19 protein-coding genes are annotated in these 18,338 nt (G+C 58.3%); 6 read left to right on the plus strand and 13 right to left on the minus strand.

All coding sequences use genetic code 11. The features are described from left to right. Positions 1-265 precede the first annotated feature (265 nt). From gshA to HU754_RS02335, 3 genes are all read right to left on the minus strand, one after another. Positions 266-1,849 carry a glutamate--cysteine ligase gene (gene gshA, locus HU754_RS02325; RefSeq protein ID WP_186620757.1) on the minus strand — a complete coding sequence of 528 codons (1,584 nt, stop codon included), beginning with the start codon at positions 1,847-1,849 and terminating at the stop codon, positions 266-268. Between the two features lie 270 nt (positions 1,850-2,119). Continuing rightward, complete coding sequence (locus HU754_RS02330) at positions 2,120-2,503, minus strand: PaaI family thioesterase (RefSeq protein ID WP_053116527.1); 384 nt, start codon at positions 2,501-2,503, stop codon at positions 2,120-2,122. Further along, complete coding sequence (locus tag HU754_RS02335; RefSeq protein ID WP_186620756.1) at positions 2,503-4,827, minus strand: Tex family protein; 2,325 nt, start codon at positions 4,825-4,827, stop codon at positions 2,503-2,505. The genes HU754_RS02330 and HU754_RS02335 overlap by 1 nt, the downstream gene beginning before the upstream one ends. Before the next feature lie 358 nt (positions 4,828-5,185). Between HU754_RS02335 and ompR the strand changes: the two genes are divergently transcribed. After that, positions 5,186-5,926 (plus strand): osmolarity response regulator transcription factor OmpR, encoded by a 741-nt coding sequence (gene ompR, locus HU754_RS02340; protein WP_095123420.1) that lies wholly within the window; start codon positions 5,186-5,188, stop codon positions 5,924-5,926. Between the two features lie 113 nt (positions 5,927-6,039). Then, positions 6,040-7,353, plus strand: coding sequence for an ATP-binding protein (locus HU754_RS02345; RefSeq protein ID WP_016986270.1), 1,314 nt, complete (start codon positions 6,040-6,042; stop codon positions 7,351-7,353). A gap of 242 nt (positions 7,354-7,595) precedes the next feature. Here HU754_RS02345 and rimK read toward each other — a convergent pair whose 3' ends face one another. The 3 genes from rimK to rimA are packed head-to-tail and all read right to left on the minus strand — an operon-like array spanning position 7,596 to position 9,773. Beyond that, on the minus strand, positions 7,596-8,501 hold the full coding sequence (gene rimK, locus HU754_RS02350; RefSeq protein ID WP_007949201.1) for a 30S ribosomal protein S6--L-glutamate ligase: 906 nt from the start codon (positions 8,499-8,501) through the stop codon (positions 7,596-7,598). After that, positions 8,498-8,977 carry a retropepsin-like aspartic endopeptidase RimB gene (rimB, locus tag HU754_RS02355; protein ID WP_456107225.1) on the minus strand — a complete coding sequence of 160 codons (480 nt, stop codon included), beginning with the start codon at positions 8,975-8,977 and terminating at the stop codon, positions 8,498-8,500. Before rimB ends, rimK begins: the two co-directional genes overlap by 4 nt. A 16-nt stretch (positions 8,978-8,993) precedes the next feature. Then, positions 8,994-9,773 carry a S6 modification regulatory phosphodiesterase RimA gene (gene rimA / locus HU754_RS02360; RefSeq protein WP_186620755.1) on the minus strand — a complete coding sequence of 260 codons (780 nt, stop codon included), beginning with the start codon at positions 9,771-9,773 and terminating at the stop codon, positions 8,994-8,996. Positions 9,774-9,890: 117 nt separating this feature from the next. Between rimA and HU754_RS02365 the strand changes: the two genes are divergently transcribed. Next, on the plus strand, positions 9,891-10,298 hold the full coding sequence (locus HU754_RS02365; protein ID WP_007917939.1) for an RNA-binding S4 domain-containing protein: 408 nt from the start codon (positions 9,891-9,893) through the stop codon (positions 10,296-10,298). A gap of 151 nt (positions 10,299-10,449) precedes the next feature. On the opposite strand, the gene HU754_RS02370 is transcribed toward HU754_RS02365, so the two are convergent. Continuing rightward, a complete protein-coding gene (locus HU754_RS02370) occupies positions 10,450-11,250 on the minus strand; it encodes a phosphatase PAP2 family protein (RefSeq protein ID WP_093429983.1) in 801 nt (266 codons plus the stop codon). A 105-nt stretch (positions 11,251-11,355) separates the two neighbouring features. Here HU754_RS02370 and hslO point away from each other — a divergent pair, with 105 nt between their 5' ends. Both hslO and HU754_RS02380 read left to right on the plus strand, forming a co-directional pair. After that, complete coding sequence (gene hslO / locus HU754_RS02375) at positions 11,356-12,258, plus strand: Hsp33 family molecular chaperone HslO (RefSeq protein ID WP_186620754.1); 903 nt, start codon at positions 11,356-11,358, stop codon at positions 12,256-12,258. A gap of 181 nt (positions 12,259-12,439) precedes the next feature. Further along, positions 12,440-13,981: a phosphoenolpyruvate carboxykinase gene (locus HU754_RS02380; protein WP_025110978.1), complete on the plus strand. Its 1,542-nt coding sequence runs from the start codon at positions 12,440-12,442 to the stop codon at positions 13,979-13,981. 56 nt (positions 13,982-14,037) lie between these two features. On the opposite strand, the gene HU754_RS02385 is transcribed toward HU754_RS02380, so the two are convergent. The 6 genes from HU754_RS02385 to HU754_RS02410 form a co-directional block, all read right to left on the minus strand. Further along, positions 14,038-15,303, minus strand: a complete 1,266-nt coding sequence (locus HU754_RS02385; protein WP_186620752.1) for a type II toxin-antitoxin system HipA family toxin — start codon at positions 15,301-15,303, stop codon at positions 14,038-14,040. Beyond that, positions 15,300-15,794: a helix-turn-helix domain-containing protein gene (locus tag HU754_RS02390; RefSeq protein WP_186620751.1), complete on the minus strand. Its 495-nt coding sequence runs from the start codon at positions 15,792-15,794 to the stop codon at positions 15,300-15,302. The genes HU754_RS02385 and HU754_RS02390 overlap by 4 nt, the downstream gene beginning before the upstream one ends. A 171-nt stretch (positions 15,795-15,965) precedes the next feature. Further along, positions 15,966-16,127, minus strand: coding sequence for a YhfG family protein (locus tag HU754_RS02395; RefSeq protein WP_225919987.1), 162 nt, complete (start codon positions 16,125-16,127; stop codon positions 15,966-15,968). A gap of 176 nt (positions 16,128-16,303) precedes the next feature. Further along, positions 16,304-16,603: a hypothetical protein gene (locus HU754_RS02400; RefSeq protein WP_186620750.1), complete on the minus strand. Its 300-nt coding sequence runs from the start codon at positions 16,601-16,603 to the stop codon at positions 16,304-16,306. A 318-nt stretch (positions 16,604-16,921) separates the two neighbouring features. Next, on the minus strand, positions 16,922-17,104 hold the full coding sequence (locus tag HU754_RS02405; RefSeq protein WP_186620749.1) for an antitoxin PaaA2 family protein: 183 nt from the start codon (positions 17,102-17,104) through the stop codon (positions 16,922-16,924). 45 nt (positions 17,105-17,149) lie between these two features. Further along, a complete protein-coding gene (locus tag HU754_RS02410; protein ID WP_186620748.1) occupies positions 17,150-17,425 on the minus strand; it encodes a hypothetical protein in 276 nt (91 codons plus the stop codon). A gap of 302 nt (positions 17,426-17,727) precedes the next feature. Between HU754_RS02410 and HU754_RS02415 the strand changes: the two genes are divergently transcribed. Further along, positions 17,728-18,231 (plus strand): polysaccharide deacetylase, encoded by a 504-nt coding sequence (locus tag HU754_RS02415; RefSeq protein WP_186620747.1) that lies wholly within the window; start codon positions 17,728-17,730, stop codon positions 18,229-18,231. Positions 18,232-18,338 lie beyond the last annotated feature (107 nt).

Raw genomic sequence — 18,338 nt, forward strand, 5'->3', positions numbered from 1 at the left:
TAAATAAATAACTTTTTAGAATGAGCTTATGGGCGGAAAAATCTAAGGCGCGGGGGGGGTTGTGAATATTTTGGATCTTGCGTTCGACGTTAGATCTTTGCCCCCTCAACCCAGCCCTCTCCCCCAGGGGGGCGAGGGGGAAAGGGGGCCGATCTCTGTGCTTTCAAGGCCTGAGTTCGGCTCGGTATTTCAGGTCGGCGTACTTCGCATCAACAACTCGGTCAGTTCCCTCTCCCTCCGGGAGAGGGTTAGGGTGAGGGGCTCTTCAGTTGCTGATCGCCAAAATACTCGCCTGATACGACCCGACGAATACGTCGAAATCACCGACTTCGTTCTGCTCCAGCTCAGCCTGCGCTGCCAGAGAAGTACGCGCCAACACCTCAAACTTCGCCTGCTCATCCGTCGCCAGTGGCTCGCTGCGGAAAAACTCGGCATGTGCCTGACTCTGACGCAACGAGAACTGCGCAAAGCTTTCCTTGTGCTCAGCCATCGCCGCCAGCACTTGCGCGGATGGCGTCAGGGACGGATCGCTGACCTTGGCCAGTTGCGCATCCAGCGCCTTGCTATGGGCATCGCCGCCATGGCTCTGATCCAGCAGCGCCGCCAGCGGAGCGATCTGCTCCAGCAGTTCGGCCGCCCAGGTCTTCATCTCCACCGATTCACCGTCACGCTGCAATTGCAGGCCTGGACGCCGACCTTCCTTGACCACGCTGAGGAAGTTCGACGTCGCATTGCCGCACGAGGTGTTGGTCAGCAACGGGCTGTCGTTCAGCGCGCAGAACAGCAGGAACGCATCGAGGAAGCGCGACTCGGTCAGGTCAATGCCCATCGGCAAAAACGGGTTGATATCCAGGCAACGCACTTCAACGTACTGAATGCCACGGGCCACCAGCGCCTGAATCGGCCGCTCGCCGGTGTAGGTCACGCGTTTCGGGCGGATGTTGGAGTAGTACTCGTTTTCGATCTGCAGGATGTTGGTGTTGAGCTGAACCCACTCGCCATCCTGGTGCGTGCCGACTTCAACGTACGGTGCGTATGGCGTGGCCACGGCTTTGCGCAGACTGTCGGTGTAGCTTGCCAGATCGTTGTAGCAAGGCGTCAGACCGGCCTGGGCGTTGCTCTGGTAACCAAGGTCGCTCATGCGCAGGCTGGTCGCGTATGGCAGATACAAGGTGTCCGGATCGAGCTGTTCCAACTGATGCGACCGACCGCGCAGGAAACCGGCGTCCAGCGCAGGCGAGGCACCGAACAGGTACATCAGCAGCCAGCTGTAGCGACGGAAATTACGGATCAGCGCGATATAGGACGTTGACTGGAAATCGCGATCCGTGCCGACAAAACCTTCGGTTTCGCGCAGCAGTGGCCAGAGCTTTTCCGGCAGGGAGAAATTGTAGTGAATCCCGGCGATGCACTGCATGGTCTTGCCGTAGCGCAGGGCCAGGCCCTTGCGATAGACGTACTTGAGCTGACCGATGTTGGAGGTGCCGTAATAGGCGATCGGGATGTCTTCCTCGGCCGGCAACGGGCACGGCATCGATGGACTCCACAGGTACTCGTTGCCGAGTTTGCTGTAGGCAAAACGGTGAATCTTGTCCAGGCTCGCCAAGGTATCAGCCGGGTCGGGCAGGGCGGGCGTGATGAATTCCAGCAGCGACTCGGAGTAGTCGGTGGTGATCTGTTCGTTGGTCAGCGCGGAACCCAAGGCTTCGGGGTGCGGCGTTTGCGCCAGGCGACCTTCGCTGGTCACGCGCAGGCATTCACGTTCGATACCGTGCAGGCACTGCTCGAGCAGAGAGAGGTTAGCGCGCTCGCCGAGCAGAGCCAGGCGGCGGTTGAGAAGTTCGCTCAATTTGGATTCCTTCACGCGTCAGTCGCCCCAATATGGGGGTGGGCAAGACGGTCTACAAGGGTGAAGTTGAAACTGGCGTTTTCGCCTGGTTTTATAGCGGCAGGCCATTTGCCGGTCAGTCAAGAACTGCACAATCCCTGTGGGAGCGAGCTTGCTCGCGAAGAGGGTTTATCAGCCAACATTTCGGTTGCCTGACACACCGCCTTCGCGAGCAAGCTCGCTCCCACAAGGTTCGTTGCGCCGAAATTAACTCAAAATGATGACCGGTAGCTACAGGACAGCGAACGTGCCTTGCGCTTTTGCGACCAGTTTGTCGCCCTGCATCACGTCGGCTTCGACCACCAAAGTACGTCGGCCCGGGTGAATCACCCGCGCCGTGCACATGACCTCACCGTCGGAAACGGCGCGGATATAGTTGATCTTGCACTCGATGGTCGCGCTCTGCTGATCGAAGCCATGAGTGCTGGAACAGGCCAGCCCCATGGCGATATCGACCAGACTGAACAGCGCGCCACCGTGCAATTTTCCGCCGCGATTGCGCAGTTCCGGTTCCAGCACCAGGGCGACTTGCGCCACCCCGGTTTCCAGGCTGTGCAGGCGGCAGCCCAACAGCTTGAAAAACGCGCTCTCGACGAGCCCGGCCGGAATCTCCATCAGCGTTTCTTCAACTGCTTGGCATTGGCGAACAGCGAGGCCATCGCGTTGTTCACTGGCGCTGCGGTCGCAGTTTCCTTGCGCGGCGCGTTGTTCGAAGGCTGGCGTTGCGCCGAGCCTGGACGCGAGCCACGGGCGCCGTCGATCTTCTCGCCCGGGGTGTCGCCCATGCGCATCGACAGGCCAACGCGTTTGCGCGGGATGTCGACTTCCATGACCTTCACTTTCACCACATCGCCGGCCTTCACCGCTTCACGCGGATCCTTGATGAACTTCTCCGACAGCGCCGAGATGTGCACCAGACCGTCCTGATGCACGCCGATGTCGACGAAGGCACCGAATGCGGTCACGTTGGTGACGACGCCTTCGAGGATCATCCCCAGTTGCAGGTCTTTGAGGTCTTCAACGCCTTCCTGGAACTCGGCAGTCTTGAACTCCGGACGCGGGTCGCGGCCGGGTTTTTCCAGCTCTTGCAGGATGTCGGTCACGGTCGGCAGGCCGAAGGTTTCGTCGGTGAATTTCTTCGGATCCAGACGCTTGAGGAACGCGGCATCGCCAATCAGCGAGCGAATGTCGCGGTCGGTTTCAGCGGCAATGCGCTGCACTAGCGGGTAGGCTTCCGGGTGCACCGCCGACGAGTCCAGCGGGTTGTCGCCGTTCATCACGCGCAAGAAACCGGCCGCCTGTTCGAAGGTTTTTTCGCCCAGACGCGCGACTTTCTTCAGCGCTGCGCGGGTTTTGAACGCACCGTGTTCGTCGCGGTGCGTGACGATGTTTTGCGCCAGCGTCGCGTTGAGGCCGGAGATCCGCGCCAACAGCGCCACCGAAGCAGTGTTCACATCAACGCCAACGGCGTTCACGCAGTCCTCGACCACAGCGTCCAGACCACGCGCCAGTTTCAACTGCGAAACGTCGTGCTGGTACTGGCCGACACCGATGGATTTCGGATCGATTTTCACCAGCTCGGCCAGCGGATCCTGCAGACGACGGGCGATGGACACCGCGCCACGGATCGACACGTCAAGATCCGGGAATTCCTTGGCCGCCAGTTCCGACGCCGAGTACACCGATGCACCGGCCTCGGAAACCATGACCTTGGTCATTTTCATCGCTGGATATTTTTTGATCAGCTCGATCGCCAGTTTGTCGGTCTCGCGGCTGGCGGTGCCGTTGCCGATGGCGATCAGGTCAACCGAGTGCTTGGCGCACAGGGCAGCCAGAATGGCGATGGTCTGATCCCACTTGTTGTGCGGCACGTGCGGGTAGACCGTGGCGTGATCGAGCAGTTTGCCGGTCGAATCGACCACTGCGACTTTGCAGCCGGTACGCAAACCCGGGTCGAGGCCCAGGGTTGCGCGCGGGCCGGCCGGCGCGGCCAGCAGCAAGTCGTGCAGGTTGTGGGCGAAGACGTTGATCGCTTCGGTTTCGGCGCCGTCACGCAGCTCGCCGAGCAGGTCGGTTTCCAGGTGGGTGTAGAGCTTGACCTTCCAGGTCCAGCGCACCACTTCGCCGAGCCATTTGTCGGCCGGGCGGTTCTGGTTCTGGATGTTGAATTGCTGGCCGATCATGCCCTCGCACGGGTGCATGGTGCCCGGCAGTTCGTCGCCGACTTTCAGCGCGGAGCTGAGGATGCCTTCGTTGCGGCCACGGAAAATGGCGAGCGCACGGTGCGACGGCATGCTTTTCAGCGGTTCGTCGTGTTCGAAGTAATCGCGGAACTTGGCGCCTTCCTCTTCCTTGCCAGCGATGACGCGGGCACTGAGGGTCGCTTCCTGTTTCAGGTAGTTACGCAGTTTCTCCAGCAGGCTGGCGTCTTCTGCGAAGCGTTCCATGAGGATGTATTTGGCGCCTTCGAGCGCAGCCTTCACGTCGGCCACGCCTTTTTCGGCATCGACGAAGCGTGCGGCTTCGGTTTCCGGGGTCAGGTTCGGGTCGTTGAACAGGCCATCGGCCAAGTCGCCGAGGCCGGCTTCCAGGGCCATCTGACCCTTGGTACGGCGCTTCTGCTTGTACGGCAGGTACAAGTCTTCGAGGCGAGTCTTGGTGTCGGCGAGTTTGATGTCGCGCTCGAGGGCAGGAGTGAGTTTGCCTTGCTCTTCGATGCTGGCGAGGATGCTGATGCGCCGTTCGTCGAGTTCTCGCAGGTAGCGCAGGCGCTCTTCCAGATGACGCAACTGGGTGTCATCGAGGCTGCCGGTGACTTCTTTCCGGTAACGGGCGATGAAGGGAACGGTAGAGCCTTCATCGAGTAGCGCGACGGCCGCTTCGACCTGTTGTGGGCGTACGCCGAGTTCCTCGGCAATGCGGCTGTTGATGCTGTCCATAAAACCACCTGACATATTGTGAAATCAGGCTCGCAGGCACGGAAATAAAGGCCCGGAGTCTGGTTGAGCGGCTAGAAAATTGCCGCTGCCTGGGTCAAAAGGCAGCCCATTGACCCGTGAAATCGAACAATTACTGCGCTAGGCAGGAAAAAAAGCCTGCCACCTGCGGTAACGATTCAGACGTTGCCTGGCACAAAACGCCGCGCATTATAACCAGCGTTCTGTCATTCGGGGGCGTCGCAGTCTGTAGGCATAAACCCCGGTTTTCTGGCAGTGAAGGAAAAATCTGCTAACAATGCACACGGTGCGTATAACGGCAGCTACGCCATAATGCGCGCCGAGCTAAAAGGAGCATCCAATGAGCAGCACTGCACAAACTGCTGAAGGCGAAAAAATTCTCATCGTTGACGACGATCCGGGCTTAAGCAGCCTGCTGGAACGTTTTTTCGTCAGCAAGGGCTATCGCGCCCGTACCGTACCGAACACCGAGCAGATGGATCGTCTGCTGTCGCGTGAAGTTTTCAATCTGGTCGTCCTCGACCTGATGCTGCCCGGTGAAGACGGTCTGACCGCGTGCCGGCGTCTGCGGGCCGCGAACAACCAGATCCCGATTATCATGCTCACCGCCAAGGGCGATGAGATGAGCCGTATCAAGGGTCTGGAACTGGGCGCCGACGATTATCTGGCCAAGCCGTTCAACCCGGACGAGCTGATGGCGCGGGTCAAAGCTGTTCTGCGTCGTCAGGCCGCACCGGTACCGGGCGCGCCGGGCAGCGAAGACGAAAACGTCACCTTCGGTGATTACGTGTTGTCGCTGGCCACCCGCGAACTAAAACGCGGCGACGAAGTGCACATGCTCACCACCGGTGAGTTTGCGGTACTCAAGGCCCTGGTGATGAACGCGCGTCAGCCGCTGACCCGCGACAAACTGATGAACCTGGCCCGTGGCCGCGAGTGGGATGCCCTCGAGCGTTCCATCGACGTGCAGATTTCCCGTCTGCGCCGCATGATCGAGCCTGATGCATCGAAGCCGCGCTATATCCAGACTGTCTGGGGTGTGGGCTACGTGTTCGTACCGGATGGCGCCGCCACCAAGTGATCGGCGATTTGTAGGAGCGGGTCTGCAGGTTTTGGTCGAACGGCCAAGCCCGCAGACTCGCAATCCGCAATATGCGAGCATTGCTCGCTCCTGCAAGTGTGTAGCGGTTATAGATGAAAACCCCTGTCTGGTTCCCCCAAAGTTTTTTCTCCCGCACCCTTTGGCTGGTGCTCATCGTCGTGCTGTTTTCCAAGGCGCTGACCCTGGTTTATCTATTGATGAACGAGGACGTGCTGGTGGATCGCCAATACAGCCATGGCGTCGCCCTGACGCTGCGTGCCTATTGGGCCGCGGATGAAGAGAACCGCGCAAAGATTGCTGATGCGGCGACCCTGATCCGGGTGGTCGGCGCCGGTGTGCCGGAAGGCGAACAGCACTGGCCGTACAGCGAAATCTATCAGCGACAAATGCAGGCGGAGCTGGGCGCCGACACTGAAGTGCGTTTGCGCATGCACTCGCCGCCAGCGTTGTGGGTGCGCGCGCCGAGCCTCGGTGATGGCTGGTTGAAGGTGCCGTTGTATCCGCACCCGTTGCGTGGCCAGAAAATCTGGAACGTGCTCGGCTGGTTCCTCGCCATCGGCTTGCTCTCGACAGCCTCTGCATGGATTTTCGTCAGTCAGCTCAACCAGCCGTTGAAACGTCTGGTGTATGCCGCCCGGCAGCTTGGTCAGGGTCGTAGCGTGCGGCTGCCGATCAGCGATACACCGAGCGAGATGACCGAGGTCTATCGCGCTTTCAACCAGATGGCGGAAGACGTCGAACAGGCCGGTCGCGAGCGTGAATTGATGTTGGCCGGCGTGTCCCACGACTTGCGCACACCGTTGACCCGCTTGCGCCTGTCGCTGGAATTGATGGGCGACCGAAATGACCTGACGGACGACATGGTCCGGGACATCGAAGACATGGATGCGATTCTCGACCAGTTTCTCGCGTTTATTCGCGATGGTCGTGACGAGTCGGTGGAAGAGGTGGATCTGACTGATCTGGTGCGCGAGGTGGCGGCGCCATACAATCAGAATGAAGAGAAAGTGCGTTTGCGTCTGGAGCCGATTCAGCCGTTCCCGCTGCGTCGGGTCTCGATGAAGCGCTTGCTCAATAACCTGATCGGCAACGCCTTGAACCATGCCGGTGGCAGCGTTGAGGTAGCCGCTTATGTGTCCGGTGACGTCAGTGCGCCGTATGTGGTGCTGAGCGTGATGGACCGAGGCGCGGGGATTGATCCTTCGGAACTTGAAGCGATTTTCAACCCGTTTACGCGAGGCGATCGTGCCCGGGGCGGTAAGGGCACCGGCTTGGGGTTGGCGATTGTGAAGCGGATTGCTTCGATGCATGGCGGCAATGTTGAGCTGCGCAATCGGTCCGGGGGTGGACTGGAAGCGCGGGTGAGGTTGCCGTTGGGATTGATGCTGCCGCGAGATGCTGTGTAGATCAAAAACCCCTCATCGGAACGCCGCCCGCCCAGCCCTCTCCCCGAGGGAGAGGGAGCTGACCGAGGTGTCTGGCGTTATACATCGACCTGAAAGACTGGGGCGATTGTGGATTCGGCACAGCAGGATCAGGTCGGCGTAGTTCTTCAATATCCCCCAATCAGTCCCCTCTCCCTTCGGGAGAGGGTTAGGCGGGCGGCGTTCCGATGAGGGGCTGTTGCTCTTAGCTCTAGCTCTTCGCTCTAGCCCTTGCCTTTGGTCCGGGTCATATTCGGCCCGCCATTCTTCTCAAGGTGCTCAATGATGATCCCCGCCACATTCTTCCCCGTGGTGGTCTCGATCCCTTCCAGCCCCGGCGACGAGTTCACTTCCATCACCAGCGGCCCGTGATTGGAACGCAGGATATCCACACCCGCCACCGCCAGGCCCATGACCTTGGCCGCGCGCAATGCGGTCATGCGCTCTTCCGGGGTGATCTTGATCAGGCTGGCGCTGCCGCCACGATGCAGGTTGGAGCGGAACTCGCCCGGCTTGGCCTGACGCTTCATCGCTGCGATGACCTTGTCACCGACCACGAAGCAGCGAATATCCGCACCGCCCGCTTCCTTGATGTACTCCTGAACCATGATGTTCTGCTTCAGGCCCATGAACGCCTCGATCACCGATTCGGCGGCGGTCGCGGTTTCGCACAACACCACACCGATGCCCTGCGTGCCTTCCAGCACCTTGATCACCAGTGGCGCGCCGTTGACCATGTCGATCAGGTCGGGAATGTCATCCGGCGAGTGAGCAAAACCGGTCACCGGCAGACCGATGCCGCGCCGCGACAGCAGTTGCAGCGAACGCAACTTGTCCCGTGAACGGGCGATGGCCACCGATTCGTTGAGCGGGAACACCCCCATCATTTCGAACTGACGCAACACCGCGCAGCCATAAAACGTCACCGACGCACCGATCCGCGGAATCACCGCGTCGAAACCCTCCAGCGGTTTGCCGCGATAGTGGATCTGCGGCTTGTGGCTGGCGATGTTCATGTAGGCGCGCAAGGTGTCGATCACTACCATTTCATGCCCGCGCTCGGTTCCGGCTTCGACCAGACGGCGGGTGGAATACAGACGCGGGTTCCGCGACAGCACAGCGATCTTCATGCAACACCTGTGGAAGAGGTTGATACCGGGAACACCGGCTTGTCTTGTACATACTTGATACCCGGATTGACCACCAGATGGCCATCGATCAGGGCTTTGGAACCGAGCAACAGGCGATAGCGCATGGACTTGCGGCAGGCGAGGGTGAACTCGATCGGCCAGACCCGATCACCCAGGGCCAGAGTGGTGCTAATCACATAGCGCTCCTGGGCATGACCGTTGGAGCTTTTGATGGTTTTGCGCGTCACCAGTAGCGCTTCGCAGCGGCGGTGACGCAATTGCACCACCGTGCCCAGGTGCGCGGTGAAACGTACCCACTTCTGGCCGTCGCGTTCGAACGGCTCGATGTCGGTGGCATGCAGGCTGGAGGTGCTGGCGCCGGTGTCGATTTTCGCTCGCAGGCCTGCGACTCCCAAATCCGGGAGCGCCACCCACTCGCGCAGACCGACAACGGTCAAATGGTCAAATGTCTTCAATAGAAAAAACCAACGATTAACGCGTCCAGGCCTCAGGCGAAACCCGGGCCAACGCTTTGAATGCAGGTTTGGCGAACCAGTAGCCCTGCATCAGAAATATTCCACAGCCCGCCAGGAAATCCCGTTCACCGGCGCTCTCAATGCCTTCGGCAATGACTGTAACGTCCAGCTCCGCACAGATTGTGACAATCCCCCGAACGATCACCTGACGAACACGGTCTTGATCGACATCGCGGATCAGCGCCATGTCGAGTTTGATCAGGTCCGGTTGAAAATCAGCCAGCAGATTGAGCCCCGAATGACCGGCACCGAAATCGTCGATGGCGGTCTTGAAGCCGAATTCGCGGTATTCACGCAGAATATTGGTCAAATGGCGATAGTTATCTACGTGCTCGCTTTCCAGGGTTTCAAAAATCAGTCGGTCGAGCGGGAAACAGTGCTTTTTTGCCGCTTCGAGCGTACTGCGAATGCACAGCTCTGGACGATAGACGGCGTTGGGCATGAAGTTGATCGACAAGTGTGTCTGCATATTAAGATCAGCCGCACCTTTGATGGCACGGGTCCGGCAGAGCTGGTCGAAGCGGTAGCGGTTTTCTTCTGTAACCTGATTCAACACAGTGAATGCGCCTTCACCGCTCACCCCACGGACCAACGCTTCATGGGCGAAAACCGACTGATCGCGCAGATCCACGATGGGTTGATAGGCAAAGTCAAAATCGAAGCCTAACGGTTCACTGTGCTGGCAGCCCTGGCAACCGGTGTGAGTCGAAGTCAATGAAGAGGGAAATTTAGTCATTCGAGCACCCCCATGCCGGTGCACCGGCCAAGATCACAGTCTATCTGGAGGGCCGAGTTGTTGCGCCCGACAGAAACGGTAGTACAGTTCCGACTACTGGCTGAACGAGGAATTCAAATGGCGCAAAAAAGCGAAGAGGACGACAAGGTTCGTCTCGACAAGTGGCTATGGGCCGCGCGTTTTTACAAAACCCGTGCCTTGGCCAAAGCGGCGATCGAAAGCGGCAAGGTGCATTGTCGCGGTGAGCGCTGCAAGCCTGGCAAAGAGCCGCGCATTGGCGATGAGTTCGAGATTCGTACCGGGTTCGAGGTGCGTACGGTGAAGGTCGAGGCGTTGTCGATTGTGCGGCGCGGCGCACCGGAGGCGCAGACGTTGTACGCGGAGACCGAGGCGAGTATTGCCAAACGTGAAGCGGCCGCGGCAATGCGCAAGGCGGGGGCGTTGGGTGTGAGTACCGACGGCAAGCCGAGCAAGAAGCAGCGGCGGGATTTGTTCAAGTTTCGGGGTAGCAGCAACGACGAGTAAGCGCGACGTTTCCGGGCTGCTTGTGCTGGCCTCTTCGCGAGCAAGGTTGCTCCCACAGTAGATCCGGTTCCTCCAGTGGATACTTGATCAATTGTGGGAGCGAGCCTGCTTGCGAATCGAGGGCGCAGCCCTCGCCGAAGACAGCTCGGTATCAGGCGCTACGCACCACACTCATTCGCGAAACCAGCGGCAACTTGCTCAGCAGATTGAAAATCGGCGAAGTCACCTTCAGCCAGAAATTCGAGGCGTGATAAGCAAACGGTGTGTAGTAACCCCAGCCCAACGCCCACACCGCCAGCAGCATACCGCCGATGTAATCGTCCTGACCCCAATGCGCACCGGCCACCAGACGCGGCAGCATGAACAACAGTGCCAGACCCCAGATCGCCACAAACTGCCCGACCGTGCGGCTGAACACGCCCATGAACAGCGCCCAGATCAGCAGCACCGAAGCATGGTCACCGGGAAAGCTCTGGCTCGAGCGATCCTTCAGCTCCCAGGTCTTCTCCATGTGCGGGAAGTAATCGCTGATATGCACCGCGCCTTCCAGCACCATCGACGGGCTGCTGTGCTGCCAGTCCATGTGGTCGGCGAATTTGGAAAACAGTGCGCGAATCACCACCATCAATAGCAGGATCGAGAAAAAACCGAAGAACGCACGACGCACATCAATTGCCTTGAAGACCCAGTCGCCCTTGATCAGCAGCGTCAGCAAGATCAGACCGACAACGATGTCGAACGGACGCAGACTTGCAATTGCCCAGATGTGGAGCCATATCGGGTTGCTGGCCAGCGGTGCATTGAGCAAGCGGAACAGCCACTCGTCGAAAATCACACACAGCGAGTTGCCCGTAGGCCATAACCAGAAAGCCAGTAGCGCCAGTGGCACTACGTTGCACAGAACCAGCCGGCCGAGGTTCCACCTAGATTGGAACAAACCCGGATTGTTCATAAAATGCCTCCCATGGCAGAGCAGTCGGCACCAAAAAGAGTGCCAAGAAGCGCAAATTTTCACGCCTTGTAACCATTTTGTCACCACATTCAGATACCCAAAATTATGACCGAGCTAGCGGATACCGATTTCACCCAACGTTTCATCTTCGATGACAGCGACACGCGCGGCGAACTGGTTGCGCTTGAACGCAGCTACGCCGAAGTCCTCGCCAAGCACCCGTACCCGGAGCCGGTGGCGCAATTGTTGGGCGAATTGATGGCGGCCGCCTCGTTGCTGGTGGGCACGCTGAAGTTCGATGGCTTGCTGATTCTGCAGGCGCGTTCCGAAGGGCCGATCCCGCTGCTGATGATCGAATGCTCCAGCGAGCGCGAGATCCGTGGCCTGGCGCGTTACAACAGCGAGCAGATCGCGCCGGACGCGACCCTTGCCGACCTGATGCCGGGCGGCGACCTGACCCTGACCGTCGACCCGACGATCGGCCAGCGTTACCAAGGCATCGTCGATCTTGATGGCGAAACCCTGTCTGAGTGCTTCACCAACTATTTCGTCATGTCGCAACAAGTCGGCACGCGCTTCAAGTTGTTCGCTGACGGCCGCCGCGCCCGCGGGATGCTGCTGCAACAACTGCCGGCCGATCGCCTGAAAGACGAAGAAGAGCGCGCCGCCAGCTGGCAGCACCTCACGGCACTGGCGAGCACGCTGACCGCCGATGAGTTGTTGAGCCTGGACAACGAAACCGTCCTGCATCGCCTCTACCATGAAGAGCAGGTGCGCCTGTTCGATGTGCAGAATCTGCGCTTCCGTTGCACCTGCTCACGCGAGCGTTCGGGCAACGCGCTGGTCAGTCTGGGTCTTGAGGATGCACAGCAATTGGTTCAAGAGAACGGCGGCACTGTCGAGATCGATTGCCAGTTCTGCAACCAGCAGTACCTGTTCGACGCAGCCGATATTGCTCAATTGTTCGCTGGCGCAGGCGTCGACACGCCGTCAGATACCCGGCACTAAAACGGTTCAGCGCAGGTAAATTCACTGCGTAACGACGGAATTTCGCCGTTACGACGGGAGGACCCTACTCTTTTTGGGCTTTTCTGGCATAATCCGGCCCACTTTTTTCGCGGTAGTAGTGCACGACTTTCTACTACAAAACGTTTGGAGCACACTCGGCCACTGGCCGACGGGGAACCTCATGACGCAAGCCAATAACGCCGTGTACACCGATCTGAGTGTTGATGATCTGGTTAAAGAAGCCCTGAACCGCGGTGAGGGCGAGCTTGCCGATACCGGCGCTCTGGTTGTTCGCACTGGTCACCGCACCGGTCGTTCGCCTGTTGACCGTTTCATCGTTGAAGAGCCTTCCACCCAGGCCGCTATCGCCTGGGGCCCGATCAACCGCAAGTTCCCGGCCGACAAGTTCGACGCGCTGTGGGCTCGCGTAGAAGCCTTCAACAACGCGCAAGAGCACTTTGTGTCCCACGTGCATGTAGGCGCGGCGGAAGATCACTACCTGGCCGTGAAAATGACCACCCAGACTGCCTGGCAGAATCTGTTCGGTCGTTGCCTGTTCATCAACCCGGCCCAGTACAACCCGGCCGGTCGTGAAGAGTGGCAAGTGCTCAACGTGGCCAACTTCGAATGCGTGCCTGAGCGTGACGGCACCAACTCCGACGGTTGCGTGATCCTCAACTTCGCACAGAAGAAAGTCCTGATCGCTGGCATGCGTTACGCCGGTGAAATGAAGAAAGCCATGTTCTCCGTGCAGAACTTCCTGCTGCCGGCCGCTGACGTGCTGCCAATGCACTGCGCTGCCAACATCGGCGAAGAAGGCGACGTGACCCTGTTCTTCGGTCTGTCGGGCACCGGTAAAACCACCCTGTCGGCCGACGAAAGCCGTTACCTGATCGGTGACGACGAACACGGTTGGGGCGAAGGCGTGGTGTTCAACATCGAAGGCGGTTGCTATGCCAAGTGCATCGACCTCTCCGAGAAGAACGAGCCGGTGATCTGGAAAGCCATCAAGCACGGCGCAGTGCTGGAAAACGTTGTCATCGACGATGCCAAGCACGCCGACTACGCCGATGTCAGCCTGACCCAGAACAGCCGCGCCGCGTACCCGCTGGAGCACGTTGCCAAGCGTTCCGAGAAGAACCTGGGCGGCGAGCCAAACGCGGTGATCTTCCTGACCTGCGACCTGACCGGCGTGCTGCCGCCAGTGTCGATCCTCAACGAAGAACAAGCGGCCTACCACTTCCTGTCCGGCTACACCGCACTGGTGGGCTCGACTGAAATGGGTTCGGGCAGCGGCATCAAGTCGACCTTCTCCACCTGCTTTGGCGCACCGTTCTTCCCGCGCCCGGCTGGCGAATACGCAGAGCTACTGATCAAGCGCATCCGCGGCTTCGGCTCCAAGGTTTACCTGGTCAACACCGGCTGGACCGGCGGCGGCTACGGCGTCGGCAAACGCTTCAACATCCCGACCACCCGCGCGGTGATCGCGGCGATCCAGAGCGGCGCGCTGATCGGTGCAGCCACCGAACACCTCGACACCATCAACCTCGACGTGCCACTGGCCGTACCGGGCGTTGAAACCAACCTGCTCAACCCACGCAACACCTGGGCTGACAAGGCTGCGTACGACGAGGCTGCGAAAGCGCTGGCCGGTCTGTTCATCGAGAACTTCAAGAAGTTCGAAGTGAGCGACGCGATCAAGGCTGCAGGGCCGAAGTTGTAAGATTGGTTTGTTGTGAATGAAAAAGCCGCCTTTTGAGGCGGCTTTTTTGTGGGTGATTAGAAGGTACGAAAAGCAAGCGCCATCCTTTCCTGCTCACTTCTGGACATCCCAAGCGCATTAGCGATCTCCGGCCAAAGACGGATCACGTCTTGAATGCGCTCAATGATGCCTGCTGAATCCTCACGGCTAACCCGAAAATAACCAGCGACTTCCCTCGCCAGCTCCAAGTCCAGCGCATTGTCAGAATCAGTGATGTTCAGCTTCAACCCATCCGCATGTGCCACCGGATTCATGTCGTAGGCTGCCGACAATCGCCATCCCCGACCAGGATCCAGAATAAAACCATGGTTTCGCAGGTGATCGTCGGTGTTGGAAACCAAGATGTTGAAGACGATTCGTGACCAGAGTTCACGGAGGTCGGTGTTAGGTTCCGAGCCGTGTTCCATGATTACTTCCGCCAACTCTAGATAGCTGGCGCCGGTTGAGGCGTCGTCGCCGTCGACGCGGTTGGTCATGGTCATGGCTGATGCGAAGTGATGTCGGCCGCCGCGCGCGGTTCGGTCGAAACGCTTCACCAGGAAGCAATGGTGATCGCTTGCGTAGCGTCGGGCCATACCGGTCGCAACACGCAGACCACAGTTGACCGCCAAAGCGTTTACTACAAATTCCCAACCACCAACATCGTAGTCATCTCTCGTACTTGGGAATTTGGCGATCCACAGTTGACCGAACTCGTCGACGACGCTGGCTTTCGGTCTGGCGCCGCCCAGTGAGCCGCCCGGTGCGATGAGCATTCTTAGCCATTCGCGGCCCTCGGTGGCTGTGTTGTCCCTGTCGTTTTCCAGGGCGAGACTTGCCTGCTCTAACGCGCGTAGCTCGACAAAGGGTGGGGCGGCAACGCCGTCGCGGTCGTCGAGGAAGTTGCCTTCGTCATTGAGTTTGTAGCGAAGGGCGCCGACACGGAACAGGTCGTGGACGCCAAGCAGGTAATCGGATTCAAACAACTTGCTGTTGCTGGGAAGCAAGCCGTCGCGAATGTCCCTTTCCAAGCGGCGTTTCATCAGCAGTTGGCCCCAACGATCGGGGCTTGAGTCTGCAAAGACGCCAAAGCGGCTCTGATGTTCGCCGGGGAATTGGCGGCCTTCGAAGGGGCCGATGCGCGGGTCTAGAGTTATGGAACTCAACTCGGGATCGGCCAGCGCATTCGGGTCGTACTCAAATTCGAACACGTTGGTGTTGCGTGTTTTCCTTGCGTGTAGAAATCCGAGGCGTCTGGCGCCTTTCAAGGATTCCCAGTCTGCATAAACAGCAATCAGCGTCATTCTTCACCTGTTGGGGGGCTGGCCTTTTTCTTCTTGTTCAAAAGGCTGGAGAGTGAGTGTGTGTTGAATGGGAAGTCAGCCGGAATTTTCGTGGTAGTGGCGGCATCGATAACGTTTGAAGTCTCGACGTGTTCGGATGCGCCCTTTTTTGCCACACTGACTGCTCGTACTCGCTGGGGCTTTTTCGCTGCGGATCGTGTTGCAGGCATTAACTGCGCATCCTGCAATTGGCGACCCATTTCATCGGCTGCAGCCAGTTTGTTCAGATCCTTTTCCAATCCCAACACTTGCATGACCGAAAGGTAGGCGCCGATGGTCACTCCTGATCCTCCCGTCTCCACATTGCGCAAGGTTGTCAGCGACATGCCAGATCGTTCAGCGACTTGCTTGGCCGTCAATTTGCGGCGCAGGCGCGCCAGCTTCAGGCGTTCGCCTAAGTCGACCAGAAGTCGAGCAGTGGAGGGCAAAAGCGGCGCTGTTTTCTTGGCCATGTGGCAGTATTCCTTCATTTTTTAACCTTAACTGCCAGAATAATAGCACTTAAGATGAAGAATGCTGTTTGCCGTAAGACCCGTGAAAAACGAAGTTAAGTGGCATTATTCCATCTGTTTTCGGTTCATATAGCTAGAATACTGCCACTTGAACGTTAGCGCTTCCTCTAGTCAGCCCGGTTTTTGCCGGTACTTTTCGAGAACCTGCATACGTGAGGAAAGTGGCTTTTCAGCATCGGCAGGGGTGGTTTCAAAACCTTCAATGCGTAGGCTGGCCAAATAGTTTGATCGGCGAACCTTGTCGTAATGGGCCTGCTTTTGCTGAAACGTCAAAACGCTCGTATCAGCATTCGAGTCTGAATCGCGATGCTTTTTGCGTAAGATCTCGTCCATCTCGATAACGCTTTCCATCAGCTCATCAAAGAATTTGCTCATGGTTGCTCCCATGTTTGATTACCGTTTTTTTGATCGCTCTCATAGAGTGCATAAGAGAGATACGATCACTCGATTCAGGCTGGAGCCTTCCAGTTGAGCATCTGCTGCTGTGCGACTTGCAGCAGGTCACAGCCATCCTGCGTCAGCAGATAGAGGGCGTGGGTGATGTGGGGGATGTCTTCGACGTCGGCTTGTTTGAAGCTTAGGCAGTAGAGGGTTTTTAGCAGGTCGCTTGAAGCGCGCAGGCGCTGGACGGCGCATTCGAGGATGTCTTGCGGGTTGGCCTGGGTGTCGATGAGCAGAGGCTTGGTGTCGGTGAGATTGGATTCGAGTGGGCGGTAGCGATCGGTGGTGAATTGATTCCATGTTTTCATTTTTTGATCCTCATATGCTTCAGGTGAAGCCACCACATCGTGACCAAGCGACAGGAGGCAACTGTGTTCGGGTTGGTCAACCGGTGAGGATCGTGCACATACCCGGCACACCCGAAGGTGTCCCAAACACAGTCACCATAAACTGCAGGCAAATGAGTGCCGGCAGCATACAGCGCATGCGTATACACGATCCAATCGGGTGACCAAGCCCGAGCCGCTGAATTGACAGCGACAGCCACGACTATAGAGATCAGCTACACGAAGCCGATAGAAGACAAGGAGTCTGTCTTTGTAGGAACGGGACGTAGATTTGATAGGTCATCGCCGCTGATCGACCTTCTGTTTTAAACGCGCGCGTTTATCAGCCATCAATGCTCTGGATACCTCATCGGGAATGCTGGGGCGAGGATCATCAAGGCTGGCTTGAACCTGTCGGATTAACCAAGCCTTGTAGGCATCCTCGTCACTCGGTGGATCGAACTCATCGCTTGTAACATTCATTGTTGGATTCCTGCCCAAGGAGATATAGCGCTGACCTGGAGTGATCTAGTTGTACGCCGGCTGCGCTGGCCTCTGCTTGACCACTTCAAGCAAGTCGCAGCCATCCTGCACCAGCAGATAAAGCGCGTTAACGATGTTTGGAATATCTTTCACGTCAGCCTGTTTGAAACATAAGCAGTAGAGCGTTTCCAGCAAATCCCCGGCCGCGCGCAGGCGTTGATCGGCGGCATTGATCAGGTCAGTCTGGCTGGAGTGGCTGTCGATAAGCAGTACCGGGTTTTCGCTGTAGCAAGTCTTGAGGGGGCGATAGCGGTTGATCATGTGAGGCGTGTCCTGTTCGAAGGCGCTGGGGCGGGCTGGTGCAGTGTTTGCAGCCGCGCCGGCCACTATAGAAGGGCGTTTCTCTGTGGGACAAGACAGCCGCAATGGACAGTATTCGTAGGGGTTTTTCCGTGTTTTGAGGAAATACCCTACGTGTTTTCGCAGCTTTTTCAGGCCAAAACCCTTAGGCGTAATAATTCCTACGTGATTGTCAGGCGATTCGCGGTAAACCGCTGTATCGTGCGCGCCAGAATCTGTAGGGCGTTTCTAAACGTCTGACACGCGCTTAAAGGGAATTAGGTATGCACTGGCTACGAATGGCTGCGATTTTATTGCTCGGGCTGAGTACTTGCCGTTTGACCATGGCCTCTGACATTGGCAATGCGTGGGTGCTGGATCGCCTCGATCGCACCGATTGGCCGGAGGCTATCATCAGCCAGGCGAGCATGGACACGGCGGCGCGCGGTGAAGTGTTGATGTTCGCCAAAGCTCTGTTGGCCAGCGAAGCACTGGATGAGGAAGGGCTTGAGCAGCGACTCGGTGTGCCCCACGTGCAATTGAAGTCGATTCGCCACGTGCGTGATGGCCTCTGGGAGGGGTTGTTGAGCACCTATCGCAACGCCAGTCAGAGCTGTGATGAACAACTGTTCTGCCCGCGTGTGCGCAGCGTCGCTGACCTGCGGCAGTTGGCGGCAGCGTTCACGGGGGACATCAGCCCGGCTCATGCGCTGTGGGCGAGCAAGAGCCAAGGTGTGCATGAGCAGATGCTGAATGAGCAGTTGCGGGTGGCGGTGTTGCGCCCCTGAACCTTCGGTGTGGTGTTGTTCTGACTGGCCTCTTCGCGAGCAGGCTCGCTCCCACAGGGACCGTGGCAATCAAGTAATCGCTGTATCATTCCGAATCGATTTGGCCC

This window comes from Pseudomonas zeae (genome assembly GCF_014268485.2).
GTDB lineage: Bacteria > Pseudomonadota > Gammaproteobacteria > Pseudomonadales > Pseudomonadaceae > Aquipseudomonas > Aquipseudomonas neuropathica.

Coding starts and splice junctions, on each gene's coding strand:
- HU754_RS02380 (WP_025110978.1), top strand. CDS start 12,440: ATGACGCAAGCCAATAACGCCGTGTACACCGATCTGAGTGTTGATGAT.
- HU754_RS02335 (WP_186620756.1), bottom strand. CDS start 4,827: ATGGACAGCATCAACAGCCGCATTGCCGAGGAACTCGGCGTACGCCCA.
- HU754_RS02405 (WP_186620749.1), bottom strand. CDS start 17,104: ATGAATGTTACAAGCGATGAGTTCGATCCACCGAGTGACGAGGATGCC.
- HU754_RS02390 (WP_186620751.1), bottom strand. CDS start 15,794: ATGGCCAAGAAAACAGCGCCGCTTTTGCCCTCCACTGCTCGACTTCTG.
- HU754_RS02330 (WP_053116527.1), bottom strand. CDS start 2,503: ATGGAGATTCCGGCCGGGCTCGTCGAGAGCGCGTTTTTCAAGCTGTTG.
- HU754_RS02400 (WP_186620750.1), bottom strand. CDS start 16,603: ATGAAAACATGGAATCAATTCACCACCGATCGCTACCGCCCACTCGAA.
- rimK (WP_007949201.1), bottom strand. CDS start 8,501: ATGAAGATCGCTGTGCTGTCGCGGAACCCGCGTCTGTATTCCACCCGC.
- HU754_RS02410 (WP_186620748.1), bottom strand. CDS start 17,425: ATGATCAACCGCTATCGCCCCCTCAAGACTTGCTACAGCGAAAACCCG.
- HU754_RS02370 (WP_093429983.1), bottom strand. CDS start 11,250: ATGAACAATCCGGGTTTGTTCCAATCTAGGTGGAACCTCGGCCGGCTG.
- HU754_RS02345 (WP_016986270.1), top strand. CDS start 6,040: ATGAAAACCCCTGTCTGGTTCCCCCAAAGTTTTTTCTCCCGCACCCTT.
- hslO (WP_186620754.1), top strand. CDS start 11,356: ATGACCGAGCTAGCGGATACCGATTTCACCCAACGTTTCATCTTCGAT.
- HU754_RS02385 (WP_186620752.1), bottom strand. CDS start 15,303: ATGACGCTGATTGCTGTTTATGCAGACTGGGAATCCTTGAAAGGCGCC.
- HU754_RS02365 (WP_007917939.1), top strand. CDS start 9,891: ATGGCGCAAAAAAGCGAAGAGGACGACAAGGTTCGTCTCGACAAGTGG.
- rimA (WP_186620755.1), bottom strand. CDS start 9,773: ATGACTAAATTTCCCTCTTCATTGACTTCGACTCACACCGGTTGCCAG.
- ompR (WP_095123420.1), top strand. CDS start 5,186: ATGAGCAGCACTGCACAAACTGCTGAAGGCGAAAAAATTCTCATCGTT.
- HU754_RS02415 (WP_186620747.1), top strand. CDS start 17,728: ATGCACTGGCTACGAATGGCTGCGATTTTATTGCTCGGGCTGAGTACT.